Source organism: Marinococcus sp. LNSP9103-4 (genome assembly GCF_056034345.1).
The window spans coordinates 60,992-75,197 of record NZ_JBQLIA010000001.1 but is presented as its reverse complement, the minus strand read 5'-3'; the positions used below and the strand labels follow the sequence as shown (position 1 = coordinate 75,197).

Genomic DNA, 14,206 nt, shown 5'->3' with positions numbered 1-14,206 from the left:
TCCAAATGCAAGTTAATATTCCCACAGGCCTTTTTCCTGTACAATTAAAATATACGAGTAAAACAAACAATAAATGAGCAAATAGAGGAGTTATGCACATGAAGAGTCTGGTTGGTACGGCGGTGTTGTTGGCTCTGTTGGCAGCGGTCGTAGTTTACAGCCCGGCGGATTCTCCCTGGAGCGGGGTTAAAGACCGTCTCGAGGAAGCAGGCGGCACGACATACGAAGGAACGGAGACGCAGGGCGAACGAATGGCCCTGTTTTTATCCAATCTGCTCGGGGAAAACCTGCAGGCGGATGAAACGAGCGGAGGCGCTCCAGAAGCTGGCACTGTAGAAACGGAAGTGCCTGAAGGAACAGGGGACTGGGAGGTTGCAGGCGTGAGTCTTGGAGACAGTCTTGAAGAAGTGGAAACGGCACGCGGGGAAGCGAAGGACGTGCAGGCCGGCAGCTATTCGTTCGACTGGCATATTTATTACGACGATGATTATGAACAGTACGCCCAGTACGGGATTGAGGACGGACGTGTAGTGGCACTTTATTCCAACCAGCAGACGTGGCAGGACAGTGAAGGAAACGGCTGGGGCACCGGGCGCAATGTGATTCAGGATACGTACGGTGAATCGATGGAGACGGTAACCCGCGGAAACATCCGCACGGAAACGGATGAACAGCAGCAGGGCCTCTACGAAGTGGAGGAAGGCTTTGCGACCTTTTTCTATGATGTCCATGAAGAAAACAGGGTGAATGCTCTGCTGCTGGTGGATAAAGAGGTGGAAAGAAACTCGTCGTTCTATACCGAAGAGTCCGAAGAAGTACGGGAGTCGTATGAACGGCTTGTATGGCATTTAACCAATGCGCAGCGTGTGCAGCTCGGCCGGGATACGCTCGCCTACAATGAGCCGGTGGCAGCTGTTGCAAGGGCGCACAGTGAAAACATGGCTGAAAATCAGTTTTTCGATCACGTGAATCCGGAAGGCCAGTCGCCGTTTGACCGCCTCGAAAGTGACGGCATCCGCTACGTCCAGGCTGCCGAAAATATCGCCTCCGGGCAGCGGGCGCCGCTGTATGCCACGGCCGGATGGATGAATTCGTATGAAGGGCACCGCGAAGCGATGCTTGGCAATTACGATGGTCTTGGTGTCGGCGTGGCATTCGACGACGAAAACCGTCCGTTTTATACGCAGAATTTTGTTAGTCCAAGCAGGGAGTGATAGATGAATGCCGGCAAATATAGTGGTTGTTGGAAGCATTAACATGGATCTGGTTACCACAGCGGAACGTATGCCTTCCCGGGGAGAAACGATCCTCGGGGAAGGCTTTCATACATATTTTGGCGGGAAAGGGGCCAATCAGGCAGTGGCCGCTGCCCGCCTCGGTGCCCGGGTATCAATGGTCGGAGCGGTTGGAAGCGATGCTTTCGGCACAGAATATTTGGAGCATTTACACGCAGAAGGCATCAATACAGACCATGTCCGCACGCGTCCAGACCTTGCGAGCGGTGTGGCTGTAATTATTGTATCTGAAGGAGACAACTGCATTATTGTGACCCCGGGGGCGAACGCCACGGTCAGCCCTGATGATATTGAAGAAAGCCGGTCGCTTCTGAGAGAGGCAGACGCAGTGCTCGTACAGCTTGAAATTCCAGCGCCGGCGGTGGAGAAGGTGCTTCAAACCGCTGAGGAGGAGCAGACGCCGGTTATTTTAAACCCGGCGCCCATGCAGCCGCTGTCCCCGGCGTATTGGGGTAAAGCCTCCTATCTGACACCAAACGAGCAGGAGTTTGAACAACTGCGGGAGGCGTACCCGGCGATTCCCGGCCGCCGTGAAAATGTAGTGATCACGAAGGGAGCGGCGGGAGCATCGATTATCCGGGCAGATGGCCGCGAGGCCGTCATTCCAGTGCGGACGGCGGACGTGCGGGACACCACAGGGGCAGGTGACACCTTTAATGGAGCGTTTGCGACAGCAGTGGCAGAAGGGATGCCGCTTGAAGAGGCCTGCCGGTTTGCCAATGCCGCCTCAGCGCTTTCTGTCGAAAAGGAAGGAGCCCAGACCGGCATGCCGGTGCGTTCGCAGGTCGAAGACCGGGACCTTTAATATGTATGCAGAAGTGAATGTAGAATAAATGGCAAAATATGATACAATAAAATTTGGCAATAACGCTTAAACAATAAGCGGTCATTCATGCGTATAAAAGAACGAAAATACATAAATTAAAGGTTGGGAAGATGTATGAAGCTAACAGTAGTAGGTACCGGCTATGTGGGCCTTGTATCAGGCACAAGCTTTGCAGAACTTGGCAATGACGTAATCTGTGTGGATAAAATTCCGGAGAAGGTGGACCGGCTGAACAATGGGGAGATCCCGATTTATGAACCGGGTCTTAAAGAACTGGTGGACTCAAACCGGGCAGCCGGACGCCTGCAGTTTACAACAGAACTGAAGCCTGCCGTACAGGCATCAGACGTGGTGGTTATTGCTGTCGGCACGCCTGAGTCGGAAACAGGGGCTGCGAACATGTCCTACGTGTACGGCGTGGCGGACGAAATCGGGGAAGCGGTGGATGATGATAAATTCCGTGTCGTGGTGAATAAATCGACGGTACCGGTAGGAACTGCAGACCGAGTGCGCAGACTGATTGCAGACAAAAATCCGGATGCGCAGATCGAAGTATGCTCGGTGCCGGAATTTCTCCGGGAAGGATCAGCTGTGAAGGACACATTCAATCCTGACCGTGTCATTATCGGCACAAATTCCGACAAAGCAGCGGGCATTTTAACTGAGCTGCACCAGCCGCTTACAGACAACATCGTCGTGACAGATCCGCGCAGCTCCGAAATGATCAAATACGCCTCCAATGCCTTTCTTGCCACGAAGATCTCTTTTGTGAACGAAGTGGCAAACATCTGCGATTACTACGGTGCAGATATCAATGCGGTTACACGCGGAATGGGGATGGACAACCGGATCGGTCCGAAGTTTTTGAACGCGGGGATCGGCTACGGCGGCTCCTGCTTCCCGAAGGACGTCAAAGCGATCAAGCACCTGGCAGAGGTCAAAGGCTACTATCCGCAGCTGCTGCAGGCCGTCAATGACGTGAACGAAAAGCAGAGCCTGCGCATGGTGGATCACCTGAATGTGATTTTTAACGAAGACATTCGCAATATTACGGTGGCGCTTCTCGGACTGGCGTTCAAGCCGAACACAGACGATATGCGGGAAGCCCCGTCGCTGAAAATCATCCGTTCGCTCCAGGAATACGGTGTGAAGGTGCGTGCCTTTGACCCGGTAGCAGAGGACAATGCCAAGCAGCTGCTCGAGGGAGACATTTATTTCGCAGAAAGCGCGCTGGATGCCTGCGAAGGCGCAGATGCGGCGATGCTTGTGACAGAGTGGGATGAATGCCTTCAGGTCACGCCGGAGAAATTAAAAAGCATTATGAACAAGCCGGTCATGATTGACGGCAGAAATGCATTTGAAGCCAGGGAATTTAAAGAAGCCGGCTTTATTTATCACGGCATCGGCCGGAAATAGTTATAGAAAAGCCCGGAAGGAGCATCTTCTCCTTCCGGGCTTTTTTTTATGCTGAAAAACTTGTGGTTTAAGGTGTTGGTTCCTCGTAGCTTTCCTCTTCGGCTGGCGCTTCTTCGTATGACTCCTCTTCAGCCGGTACTTCTTCTTCCGTAGCAGGCTCTTCGTAGGACTCCTCAGCCGGCGCCTCTTCTTCTGTTGCCGGCTCTTCATAGGATTCTTCCACCGGAGCTTGTTCCTCTGTCGCTGGAGCTTCTTCATACGATTCTTCCTCTGCAGGCACTTCCTCCTCTGCAGCAGGTTCTTCGTAGGACTCCTCAGCCGGTGCCTCTTCTTCAGCCGCAGGCTCCTCATCGGGTTCCTCAGCCGGAGTTTCTTCAACAGCAGGTGCTTCATTGTTCACCTGCGTGCCGGGGAGTGCCAGCGGTTCTTCAGAAGCCGGAAGGTCGAGCTGCTTGCGCAGGTTGTTGGACGTTTCGAGCGTTTCCTCCGGGTCCAGCTGGTAGTAATAAATGCCATTGATCGTTGTATCTGACCCCCGCAGCTGGCTGGAGTCAATTTCGTTTAACGAATCGGCGTACTGCTGCAGAGCGATCATGTTGCCGAATGTGAAGTTGGTGCTGACATTTTCACTGACGCTGTCAAATACATCATCGTAGTTATCGATAGATTCGATGGAGCCGGCTTTTTTGATCAGGCTTTCAAGCACTTCCTGCTGACGTTCGCCGCGCCCAAGATCGCCCCGCGGGTCTTCTTTTCTCATCCGCACGTATTTCAGCGCTTCTTCGCCGTTAAGCGTTGCCGGACCTTCTTCAAACTCTGTTCCTTCCTCCGTGAAATCAAATGGCACGTCGACGTCGACGCCGTTAAGGTCGTTAATAATGTCGGTAAAAGCAGCGAAATCTGATTTTACATAATAGTCGATTGGGATGTTCAGTGTATTTTCTACGGACTGGACGGCCAGGTCGGTGCCGCCGTATGCATTGGCATGTGCGATTTTGTCTTCGCCGTTTCCTTCAATATTTACGAGCGAATCTCTTGGAATACTCACAAGCTTTACTTTTTTGGAGTCCTTGTTGAATGTACCGACGACCATTGCGTCAGAGCGTCCATCCATGGATCCATTTTCACGGTCATCCACTCCAAGGAATAAAACCGAGAAGCTGTCCTCTGATGGATCAACGGCCTGGTCCCGGAGATCCGATTTTTCGCCGCGTTCGAGCTTTTCCTCTGTATCAGCGGACACGCTGTTCAACTGCTGGAGAAAGTAGGCAGAAGCTCCTCCGGCAAGCAGAAGAAAAAGTAATGCCACGATGGCTGTGGTTTTCCAGATGAAGGATTTCTTTCTTCTTTTACGAAGATTTCTCCGTTGAGACGTTGAGCTTGGCATGTCGGCACTTCTCCTTTAGATTGTATAATGATCTTAGTACAGAAAACGGCAGAAAGCGTCTGCAAATACGCTATTATATAAAAATCAGCTGAAATGGGAGCATTTTGAAAAATATTATATTCTTTCATTGTATCCGAGGCAGAAACGATAGTAAACAAAATAAACACCCGGTACGAAAACTATTTCTGGGCCGGGAACGTATTTGCCAGCGGCCGCTTCGTATTACCGGGGAAATAAATGAAAGGCTACGAGGGTTCGTCGGTTTCCACGAAGGCCTGCTTCCCTTCATCTATCCCGGACTGGCCGCTGCTTATGTTCACAAGCCACTCCCGGCACGCTTCCGTTTCTTCGGCCGGGGTATAAAGATGAAGCTTCACCTGCTCTTCGTAGTCAATCGAATCAAGAATATAGGAGGACTTCCGGGCTTCATATTCCAGCTTGCCGAGCAGGCTGTAGTCGGCAGAGACAATGAGCTCCTGCATCAGCGTACGGCGCACGATGCCGATGTGATTCAGCGCCTCGGAAACCGATGAGCCGTAGGCACGGATGAGTCCGCCAGCGCCGAGCTTTATTCCGCCGAAGTAGCGGGTGACAACGACGGCGGTATCTTTCAGCTCCCGTTTTTTCAGCACCTCGAGCATTGGTACTCCGGCAGTGCCGTTCGGCTCACCGTCATCATTGGCTTTTTGAATATGGTCCTGCTCGCCGATCAAATACGCCGAACAGTTGTGGGCGGCGTTCCAGTGCTCTTTTTTTATCTGCTCTATGAATGAATGAGCGGTTACTTCGTCCTCTGCGCGGGTAATATGGGTAATAAAGCGTGATTTATTTATGGTAAATTCATGATGTCCGCTCTGTTTAATGGTACGATATGAAGTAAGCATACGGTAACATTCCTCCTAGGTAATGTTATTACCGTATAATATGATTGTAATGGTTGCAACATTTTGGCCAGTATATAACAGGAAACGGGCGAAAATGAAACAAAATTAGAGGTAAATATGTAAATTTGTGATTTTTCATTACATAGCGGAATAGGTCCAAACGAATATGCTAAACTATTCATGAACCGTTCCAAACGGTATTGAAAATTCGCAGGCAAGTATAGAGGGTGATGGTAGCCTTGCGAAATGCAGCAGACTTAGATCAAATTATTGACCAAATGCTTCAGACAGTAGAGAAAAGCAAAGAAGAAATTTTTGAGATCAGTGAAACCTCCAGAAAAGAACTTCACTCACTCCAGGAAGAGTTGAAGGAAATACAGGAACACATTTCGGGAACGATTGAACGCTCCGATCAGCTCGAGGTTGAAGCCAGGGTCGCAAGAAATCAGTTAGCAGAGGTAAGCAAACGGTTTCGGCAGTTCAGTGATGAAGAAGTGCAGAAGGTGTATGAAAAAGCCAACGAATCGCAGGTAAATCTCGCTGTGGTGCGCCAGGAGGAAAAACGCCTCCGCGACCGCAGGGACAATATCGAACGCCGCCTGATTCAACTGGATGAAACCATTGAACGGGCTGAAACGCTTGTTTCCCAGGTAGGCATTGTGTATAACTTTCTTGCCGGCGATCTTCAGGACGTCGGGGAGTTTGTCGAAAATGCCCGGGAAAAGCATGAGTTCGGCCTGCAGATCATTGAAGCGCAGGAGGACGAGCGCAAGCGGGTGGCTCGTGAAATTCACGACGGCCCGGCGCAGACGCTCGCACACGTACTTCTCCGCTCGGAGCTTGTAGAGAAAATCTCCCGTGAAAAAAGCGCGGAGGAAGCCATCCAGGAGTTCCGGGAGCTGCGTGTGCTGATCCGCTCGAGCCTCGGGGAAGTACGCAGGATCATTTATGACCTGCGCCCGATGGCGATTGATGACCTTGGTCTCGTGCCGACGCTGCAGAAGTATCTGCGCCACCTTGAAGACAATACGGGCATGGTGACAGAGTTTACCACGAAGGGGAAAGAAGCAAGAGTCGCCCCGAACCTTGAGATCGGACTGTTCCGCATTGTCCAGGAGGCAGCCCAGAATGCCTACAAGCACGCAAAGCCGGACCTTCTCAGGGTACAGCTCGAACAGCGGCCGACGAGCATTACGATTTTAATCAAGGATGACGGCAAAGGGTTCGACGTACAAAAGGAACGGGACAAATCGTTCGGCCTTCTCGGCATGAGAGAACGTGTGAACGCGCTGGGCGGGGAGCTGACGATTGATTCCGTGGTCGGCCAGGGCACGAGAGTGAAAGTGTTTGTACCGGTTCATTAAAACAAAAGACTGCATTAAATAACCAAAAGATAAGTGAAGCGAAGAAAGGATGAGAACGTATGCAAGAACGTATCGATGAAAAAATCAAATTGCTGTTAATTGATGACCATCAGCTTTTCCGCGAAGGCGTTAAACGCATTCTGGATATGGAAGAAAACTTTGAGATTGTTGCAGAAGGCAGTGACGGAGAAGAAGCGTTTGCTCTTGTCAACGATTATCATCCGGACGTTGTGCTGATGGATATCAACATGCCGGGTGTTAACGGCGTTGAAGCGACCAAGACGCTGATCGAACGCCACCCGGATTTAAAGGTGCTTATTCTGAGCATTCACGACGATGAGTCGTACGTGACGCACGTATTGAAAACAGGAGCTTCCGGCTACCTGCTGAAGGAAATGGATGCCGACGCCCTGATTGAAGCGGTGAAGGTGGTCGGCTCCGGCGGCGCCTACATTCACCCGAAGGTAACGCAGAATCTGATTAACGAATATCGCCGGCTTGCCCATGAAGGTGACGATCACGGCGCAGACGATACCGAAATCGGCTACAAAGAGGTGGAGTACCGTAAGCCGCTCCACATTCTGACACGCCGCGAGTGCGAAGTGCTTCAGCTGATGACGGATGGCTACAGCAACCGGATGATCGGTGAGTCGCTCTATATTAGTGAAAAAACGGTGAAAAACCACGTGAGTAATATCCTGCAGAAAATGAATGTGAACGACCGTACGCAGGCGGTTGTCGAATCCATCAAAAAGGGCTGGGTGAAAGTCCGCTAAATAAGCAAAGGCTGCCGGTGGAATATCGGCAGCCTTTTTTGCGCTTTGGCATTGACTTCCGGCGGGAAGTCCGTAAAATGAAAACGAACTCATACATGCATATTATAGACAGAACGAAAGGAGAGGGCCTGTTTGCCAAATATCGCCGTAGTTACTGACAGCACCTCGTACCTGAGCCCTGAAGAACTTAAGCAGTGGAACATTCACGAAATTCCGCTCAATGTGGTGGTAAATGAAGAAACGATGCCGGAGACGGAGTGGGACGCTGCAACGTATTTTCAGACGATGAGAAATTCGGAAACGCTTCCGACCACATCCCAGCCGTCGCCGGGAAAAATGGAGGACCTTTACCGGGAGCTCGCCCGGGAGGCCGATGACATTATTTCCATTCATTTAAGCAGCGGGATCAGCGGGACGCACCAGACAGCAGTGGCTGTTGCTGCAGACCTTGAAGACACCGTTCGCGTGCACTGCTACGACTCGGAGATCAGTGCCCGGGCCCAGGGCTATTATGTTTTGACTGCCGCCCGGATGGCTTCTGAAGGATACAAGGTAGCGGACATTTTTACCGAGCTTGATAAAATCAAAGAAACGATGCGGGCCTATTTTATTGTCGAAGATCTGCGTCACCTGCAGCGGGGCGGCCGGCTGAGCGGGGCGCAGGCAATGGTTGGCAGTATGCTGCGCATCAAGCCGGTCCTCGAATTTACCGACAAAAAGATTGTGCCGTATGAAAAAGTGCGCACATCCAAAAAAGCGCTCGCCCGTATTCAGTCCCTCTTTTTGGAGGAAGCGACCAAAGGCCCGCTTGAAGCAAGCGTCCTCCATGCAAACGCCGAAGAGGCCGGGGAAGCCTTCCGACGGCAGCTGCAGGAAGCTTCGCCGGAGTCCCGGGTCGTTCTCGAACACCTTGGGCCGGTGATTGGCACGCATCTTGGTGAAAATGCCATCGGGCTCGCCTGGTATCGTCCTGAAACCCTCTCCAAGTAATTCCGGCGGCCCCTCTAGGCCGCCTCCTCTTATACCCCTCCAACGAAAGGAACCACCTCCTATGAATATACTATCTACCTGGTTTACCGGCAGCAGACGGCCGGAGCCAACTTTTCCTTCCATTCCTTCTTCCGTTTCTGAATCCTCTGCTTTATCCTTACCTGAACACGAACAGATGCAGGCCCACTGCAGCGGTCGGGCGCTTCTCGCCCAGGAGCTGCCGTACGATCAACAAATCATTGAGACCTACGTGCAGACAGGAAGGCTGCAGAAGGTGCCCGGCATCACGCAGCAGAGCTCTTTTTGGCGATGCCTGCGCTGCAGCAATCAAACCCCTGGCCTGTTCGGTGCCCATGCATGTGCCTGCGGCCGCAAGCGGTGCGTCTACTGCCGGGAATGTCTCGAAATGGGGCGGGTGTCGGCCTGTACGCCGCTTTACTACTGGACGGGAGCCGAAGCGGCCCCGGTATTTTCTGATCCGCTGGCATGGAACGGGCGGCTGTCTTCCGGACAGCAACAGGCGTCCCTTGCTGCTGTTGAAGCCGGAAGGCGGAAGCAGGAGCTGTACATTTGGGCGGTGTGCGGCGCGGGCAAAACTGAAATGATGTTTCAGGTAGTGGCTGAGTCACTTGCCCGGGGTGAACGGGTGCTGTGGGCGACGCCGCGGACAGACGTCGTGCGCGAGCTGTATCCGAGACTTTCCGGCGTGTTTCCAGATGTGCTGGCTGCAGCCTGGTATGCCGGCAGTTCCGATGCCCGTCCGGGGGCGCGTCTTGTGCTCGCAACGGCCCACCAGACGCGCCGGTTTAAGCACGCCTTTGATTTGGCGATAATCGACGAGGTGGATGCGTTTCCCTACGTGTTTGACCCGGGCCTCCAAATGGCTGTACGGGCAGCATGCCGCCCACAGGCGGCAGTAGTGTATTTAAGCGCGACCCCCGGAAAGAACGAACAGCGGCGGATGAAAAGCGGAAGTCTCGCATATGTGCGGGTGCCGCGCCGGTTTCACGGGCAGCCGCTTCCGGTGCCTGTGTGCCGGTGGGCTGGAAACTGGAGACTGAAGCTTTCCCGCGGGCGTCTGCCGCATGCGCTGGTACAGTGGTGCCGGAGGCGGGACGGGGCTTTCCCGCTCTTTATATTTGTTCCATCGGTGGCGGTTATACGGCCGGCGGTGGAAGCCCTCCGGACAGAAGGCTTCCGCTGCGACGGAGTGCACGCCGAGGATGAAAAGCGTGAGGAAAAAATTACTGCTTTCCGGGAAGGGCATCTCGATATTCTAGTAACAACGACGATATTGGAGCGCGGCGTCACGATTCCAAAGGCGGACGTGGCAGTGCTGGGTGCCGATGATGATATTTTCACCGAAAGCGCTCTTGTGCAGATCGCCGGCCGAGCCGGACGGAACCCGGAAAGGCCGGAGGGCGATGTCGTTTTCTTCCATTACGGCCGTACGAAAGCGATCCAGCAGACGATTCATCATATTGAAGCGATGAACCGGGAGGAGGCGGCGCCCAATGAATGATGATGGCCCACTTTTATCCTTTACACGAGGCTGCTGTCTTTCCTGCCGGGAGCGGCTGCAGATGTCGTGGACGTACAATAATCTGTTTGCGTGGAAACAGGCGCAGCTGTGTGACACCTGCTCCGGGCAGCTGCCTGTAATTACCGGGGCGGTGTGTCCGGAGTGCTCGGTGCACGGAAATGGGGATCTGTGTTCCGACTGCACCGGGTGGCGCCGGCGGGGAAATGCTGAGAGATGGGTGAAAAACGTTTCGCTGTTTCATTACGATGATTGGATGAAAGCGTGGACAACCCGGTGGAAATTCCGCGGGGACGCGGTGATGGCCGCTGCGTTTTATGACGACCTTCGCCGCGCGTACCGGAAGCATTTTCGGGGTTTTATGCCGGTTCCGGTTCCGCTTGCTACAGAGCGGCTGCAGGAGCGACGTTTTAATCAGGCGGAGGTGCTTGCTGCCGGTCTTAAAATTCCATACGTTTCAGCACTCGAACGGGGGACGGGAGATGGCGAAAAGCAAAGCAAGCAGACGAAACAGAAACGACTGGAAACCGTGCGCGGATTTACCGTGCCTGCTCCTGAAAAAATTATTGGCCGAAACGTTCTGATCATTGATGATATTTATACAACCGGAGCGACGGTTCGCGAAGCGGCAGGCGTGCTTGAAGCAGCAGGAGCTGCTTCGACGGCATCGCTTACGTTAATCCGTGCTTAAACTCCGGGTTGGTTGTGCCGATATAAAAAGCAACAATGAGTCAAAGGAGAAACGAACCATGGGTGAATTAAAAAACTGTCCGTCATGCGGCAATTTGTTTGTGCAGGCGCTTCGTTCGGTCTGCCCGGAATGCCACCGGGTGGAGGAAGAACGGTTCCAAAAAGTATACACGCACGTAAGAAAAAGCAGGCATCGCCAGTCGACGATTCTTGAGGTCACTGAGGCCACCGGAGTCAGCGAGGAAGATATTTTCCGCTACATCCGCGAAGGGCGTCTGAATTTGGCGCATCTGCCGAACTTCAGCTATCCGTGCGAGGGGTGCGGCGAACCGATCCGTGAGCACCGGCTCTGCCGCACGTGCAGCGGCCGTATTTCCTCAGGCCTGGAGGCGGAGGCGAAGCAGAGACAGTGGGAGGCCAAAAAAATTAAAGACACACGGGCGACGTACCGGGCGTGGGAATAATGAATGAGTCAAAAAGCATGTATATATGTTAAAATTTAAGTCTTAAGTACCAAGGAAAACGACGACAATCTGGCCGATATAAAGAGTAACAAATCAGCCGGAGCGTAACGTCCGGATGGGAGGGACTTAACAGATGAAAATTCATTCCGCGCATTCCGCTAATGCCATATACCGCAGCCAGGCCGCCCAGCAGCAGAAGCCGCCGCAGGGCGAGCAGGGGGGTAAGAAAGACTCCGTCGAAATTTCGAGCGCAGCCAAACAGCTGCAGCAGTCAGAGGCTATTGACCCGGCCCGGGAGGAAAAGGTTGAACAGCTGAAGGCCCAGATTGAAAACGGTACGTACGAGGTGCGGCCGCAAGAGACGGCAAAGAAAATGCAGGATTACTGGAATAATCAGTAGCAGGCCTATTTCTGGCCTGCTGATACATATACATAAAGGAGCGACCGCATGAGCGTACAGATAGTAATAGAACAGCTGAACGCACTGATCGAAGAGCACCGGGTGCTGCTCGGCATGTCCGGACAGAAGACGCAGATGCTAAAAAATGGTAACGCAGAATCCCTGCAGCAGCTTGTCCGCGACGAACGCCGGCAGATGCAGCGCATTACCCGCATCGAGCGTGAGCGCCACCAGCAGGCCGCAGCGCTTGCTGGCGCGAGCCCTGAGGAATCTGTATCCATTGACGCCTTAAAGCCGCTTGCAGAAGTTGAGGAACGCACGCAGCTCGAAGCGCTGCAGTACGAGCTGATTCAGGTAATGGCCGCCCTGCAGAACCAGGAGGAGCTGAACCGCGCCATGCTTGAGGATGCAATGAAATACACGCAGGTGATGCTGAGTGCTATGCAGCCGCAGGAATCGGTCCAGTACGGCCGGCAGGGACAGACGCCGCAGCGCTCAAAGCGGGAATACTCGGTTTTTGATTCACGGGCATAAGCAGCAGGTACATAGAAACGAGGAGGAACACGCATGACTTCGACATTCATGGGGCTTGAAACAGCGAAACGGGCACTCACTGCCCAGCAGCACGCGCTGCAGACGACAGGACATAACATTGCCAATGCCAATACGCCGGGGTTCACACGTCAGCGGGTCGACCTGCAGCAGAGTGATGCTTTTTCGAAGGCCGGCATGAATCAGCCGAGCACCCCGGGCCAGATGGGGACCGGCGTGGACTCCAACACGGTGGCGCGCATCCGCGACCAGTACCTTGACGTGCAGTACCGGGGCGAAAATGCCAAGCTCGGCTACTGGGAAACGAAAAACGAAAACCTCTCCCGCATGGAGGATCTGATGAACGAGCCGACTGATGAAGGCGTCGCCAACGCGATGGACGAATTCTGGAAGTCGCTGCAGGATCTCTCGTCCAATCCGGAAGATTCCGGCGCACGCTCGGTTGTCCGCCAGCGCGGGGAGGCGATGGTCGACACCTTTTCCTACATATCCAACTCGCTGCAGGCAAACAAAACCGACCTGGACGCCCAGATTGATAACGAAACCGGCCAGTTTAATTCGCTTCTCAGCCAGATTAGCAGTGTGAACGAACAGATCGCCGGCGTAGAGCCGCACGGCAAGGTGCCAAACGATCTGTATGACGAACGCGACCGGCTGATTGACGAGCTTTCGTCGATGACGACTGTGGAAGTGAAGCGCAATCCGAGCGGCGGCAAGGCCAACAGCAACGCTGAGGGGACCGTCGATATTTTCATGACGAGCGACACCGGGGACCGGCTGCAGAAGCTCGTAGACGGCAATGCGCTTGCGTACCAGGAGGTGAGCGTGGAAAAATCCACCGGCCGGAACGGGCACGTGGAAACAGCAGGCTTCGAGTGGGCGAATGGCAAGGCGGGAACGAATATCGATAATCCGTCTGCGAGTGCCAATGCGTTTATGAAGTCGAGCGGCAGCATGCAGGGGCTGCATGAGGCATACGGCTACAGAAACGATGTTTCCGGGGAGGTGGAAGGCCTGTATCCGGACATGCTGGATAACATCGATACGATGGTTACGACCTTCGCGAACGCGCTGAACGATGTCCACCGGGAAGGTTGGACGATGAACGACGTGGAAGCAGGCACGAAGGGCGCGGGCATAGACTTTTTCACATTTGACGAGAATGTTCTCGAAGCGAATGGAGCAGCGAGTGCGCTGCGCGTCAGTGGCGATGTAAAAGCGGACCTGAACAATATCGCCGCAGCCTCCGCCTCGGAAAACGGCACCGGCTACGCGGGCAACGGCAGCAATGCGCTGAACCTGGCCAACGTGAAGGATGCGGATTTAAACTTTGGTGCAGGAAATGAAAACTCGACCAGCGTGCAGCGCTTTTATCAGGGCGTGATTGGCCAGATGGCTGTTGACGCCAGCGAAGCGAACCAGAAAACAAACATTACCCAGTCGCTGACCTCAAGCGCCGATGAGCGCCGCATGTCGGTGAGCGGGGTCAGCATGGATGAGGAAATGGCCAACATGATCCAGTTTCAGCACGCCTATAACGCGGCGTCCCGGAGCGTGACGACATTTGACGAGATGCTCGACCGTATTATCAACAACATGGGTCTGGTCGGCCGTTAAAAAAG

The 14,206-nt window shown here is 53.6% G+C and carries 14 protein-coding genes; 12 read left to right on the top strand and 2 right to left on the bottom strand.

Going from position 1 to position 14,206, the window contains the following annotated elements; genetic code table 11:
- Positions 1-98: 98 nt before the first annotated feature.
- From ACTRXG_RS00390 to ACTRXG_RS00380, 3 genes are all read left to right on the top strand, one after another.
- Positions 99-1,214, top strand: a complete 1,116-nt coding sequence (locus tag ACTRXG_RS00390; protein WP_474283486.1) for a CAP domain-containing protein — start codon at positions 99-101, stop codon at positions 1,212-1,214.
- Positions 1,215-1,221: 7 nt separating this feature from the next.
- On the top strand, positions 1,222-2,100 hold the full coding sequence (rbsK, locus tag ACTRXG_RS00385; protein ID WP_474283484.1) for a ribokinase: 879 nt from the start codon (positions 1,222-1,224) through the stop codon (positions 2,098-2,100).
- A gap of 135 nt (positions 2,101-2,235) precedes the next feature.
- Complete coding sequence (locus tag ACTRXG_RS00380) at positions 2,236-3,537, top strand: UDP-glucose dehydrogenase family protein (RefSeq protein ID WP_474283482.1); 1,302 nt, start codon at positions 2,236-2,238, stop codon at positions 3,535-3,537.
- Positions 3,538-3,604: 67 nt separating this feature from the next.
- Here the strand turns inward: ACTRXG_RS00380 and ACTRXG_RS00375 are convergent, their stop codons facing one another.
- Complete coding sequence (locus ACTRXG_RS00375; RefSeq protein WP_474283480.1) at positions 3,605-4,924, bottom strand: LCP family protein; 1,320 nt, start codon at positions 4,922-4,924, stop codon at positions 3,605-3,607.
- 245 nt (positions 4,925-5,169) lie between these two features.
- Positions 5,170-5,808 carry a YigZ family protein gene (locus ACTRXG_RS00370; protein ID WP_474283478.1) on the bottom strand — a complete coding sequence of 213 codons (639 nt, stop codon included), beginning with the start codon at positions 5,806-5,808 and terminating at the stop codon, positions 5,170-5,172.
- A 230-nt stretch (positions 5,809-6,038) separates the two neighbouring features.
- Here ACTRXG_RS00370 and ACTRXG_RS00365 point away from each other — a divergent pair, with 230 nt between their 5' ends.
- From ACTRXG_RS00365 to flgK, 9 genes are all read left to right on the top strand, one after another.
- Positions 6,039-7,172 (top strand): sensor histidine kinase, encoded by a 1,134-nt coding sequence (locus tag ACTRXG_RS00365; protein WP_474283767.1) that lies wholly within the window; start codon positions 6,039-6,041, stop codon positions 7,170-7,172.
- 59 nt (positions 7,173-7,231) lie between these two features.
- Positions 7,232-7,948 (top strand): response regulator, encoded by a 717-nt coding sequence (locus ACTRXG_RS00360; protein WP_462866373.1) that lies wholly within the window; start codon positions 7,232-7,234, stop codon positions 7,946-7,948.
- Positions 7,949-8,080: 132 nt separating this feature from the next.
- Entirely contained in the window at positions 8,081-8,938 is an 858-nt protein-coding gene (locus ACTRXG_RS00355) for a DegV family protein (protein WP_474283476.1), read from the top strand.
- A gap of 61 nt (positions 8,939-8,999) precedes the next feature.
- Positions 9,000-10,460 carry an ATP-dependent helicase ComFA gene (locus tag ACTRXG_RS00350; protein ID WP_474283474.1) on the top strand — a complete coding sequence of 487 codons (1,461 nt, stop codon included), beginning with the start codon at positions 9,000-9,002 and terminating at the stop codon, positions 10,458-10,460.
- Positions 10,453-11,169: a phosphoribosyltransferase family protein gene (locus ACTRXG_RS00345; RefSeq protein ID WP_474283472.1), complete on the top strand. Its 717-nt coding sequence runs from the start codon at positions 10,453-10,455 to the stop codon at positions 11,167-11,169. The genes ACTRXG_RS00350 and ACTRXG_RS00345 overlap by 8 nt, the downstream gene beginning before the upstream one ends.
- Before the next feature lie 58 nt (positions 11,170-11,227).
- Positions 11,228-11,632, top strand: a complete 405-nt coding sequence (locus ACTRXG_RS00340) for a TIGR03826 family flagellar region protein (protein WP_474283470.1) — start codon at positions 11,228-11,230, stop codon at positions 11,630-11,632.
- Between the two features lie 133 nt (positions 11,633-11,765).
- Positions 11,766-12,032, top strand: coding sequence for a flagellar biosynthesis anti-sigma factor FlgM (gene flgM / locus ACTRXG_RS00335; protein WP_474283468.1), 267 nt, complete (start codon positions 11,766-11,768; stop codon positions 12,030-12,032).
- A 48-nt stretch (positions 12,033-12,080) separates the two neighbouring features.
- Positions 12,081-12,566, top strand: coding sequence for a flagellar protein FlgN (locus ACTRXG_RS00330; protein ID WP_474283466.1), 486 nt, complete (start codon positions 12,081-12,083; stop codon positions 12,564-12,566).
- A gap of 33 nt (positions 12,567-12,599) precedes the next feature.
- Positions 12,600-14,201 (top strand): flagellar hook-associated protein FlgK, encoded by a 1,602-nt coding sequence (gene flgK / locus ACTRXG_RS00325; RefSeq protein ID WP_474283464.1) that lies wholly within the window; start codon positions 12,600-12,602, stop codon positions 14,199-14,201.
- Positions 14,202-14,206: the final 5 nt, after the last annotated feature.